Raw genomic sequence first — 1,322 nt, 5'->3', positions numbered from 1 at the left:
GATTATGAGTTCAAATGCAAATCATACCGATCATAATGTCGCTGCTGCACAAGCAATGCTGGATAATGATCGGCTACCATTTCACCGTAAAATAACCTATGGTTTTACGGATATGTCGGGAAATTTACTATATACAATCGTTGGTTCTTATATGTTGTACTTCTTTACCAACGTGTTTGGTTTGGGCGTAGGCACCGCAGGAGCCATCCTATTACTGGGTCGATTTGTTGATGCCCTTGGTGCACCTGTAATGGGCGTTTTGGTTGACCATACCCACAGTAAATATGGTAAAAGTCGCCCATGGTTCTTGTGGATGTCATTGCCATTTGTTATCTTTATCTGGTTGCTCTTCACCACGCCAGCTTTAGGTAGCACGGCTAAAGTTATTTACGCTGGGGTCACCTATATTTTGGCCGAATTGGCTTATACTGCTATGTCGACCCCGATTACTTCAGTTTTGCCAAACTTAACATCTAATTCAGATGATCGGATGTCGGCTAACTCGATTCGATTAGTCCTTGGAAATGTCGGTAACTTCTTCGCGGTTACCTTTGTTATGCCCTTGGCACACTTTTTAGGAAAAGGTAACGACCAATTTGGCTGGTCAGCTGCGATCGGGGTCTATGCGGTTGTTGCTTTCATCCTACTGATGATAGCCTTCTTTGATATGCGTGAAAAGAATATTGAACAAGAAAAAATTATCACCATTCGAGAAAGTCTCAAGGCCACGAAAGGTAACTGGCCGTGGGTCTTGATTGTGGTGGCTAACTTGATCTTGTGGACAGCTTATTCCGCTAGGAATGCAGCCTTACCATATTATTTCCAGTACAATTTAAATGATAAAAATCTGATTTCACTATTCAACGGTTTTTCAATCATTCAAATCATTGGTATGGCCTCGGTTCCATTCTTTATTCGGTTTATGCATAAGTGGGGAACTACAGTCTTCATGCTAGCTTTAACCATGATTGGTCAAGCCTGGATTGGCATGGCAGGTTCTAATGTTACCTCAGCTTTAATTGGTTGGTGCTTAGCATGTATCGGTTCTGGTTCTGCCATGACCATGTTCTTTGGTATGGTTGGTGATACCGTCGACTTTGGTGAGTGGAAGACTGGAATTCGGGCTAATGGTTTCTTAACTGCTATGGGCGCATCATTTTGTATTCAAATGGGTTCTGGCTTTGGTTCCTTTATCGCGGCCCGCATTTTAGCTACCTTCGGCTTCACTGCCGCTAAGACAACACAAAGTGCCGGTAGTTTAAATGCCATTAGCTTTACCTTTATCTGGATTCCTGTAATTATCTATGCCTTTAGCTTAATCT

Annotated in this window: 1 protein-coding gene; it reads left to right on the top strand. The window is 42.5% G+C overall.

Translation table 11 applies throughout. The features are described 5' to 3' along the window. Positions 1-4: 4 nt before the first annotated feature. The coding region (locus FFM51_RS08690; RefSeq protein ID WP_137598225.1) for a glycoside-pentoside-hexuronide (GPH):cation symporter at positions 5-1,322 on the top strand (1,318 nt) is incomplete at its 3' end.

Source organism: Paucilactobacillus kaifaensis, assembly GCF_005405145.1.
GTDB lineage: Bacteria > Bacillota > Bacilli > Lactobacillales > Lactobacillaceae > Paucilactobacillus > Paucilactobacillus kaifaensis.
The sequence above is the reverse complement of the archived record's forward strand: the minus strand, read 5'-3'. Positions and strand labels throughout refer to the sequence as shown.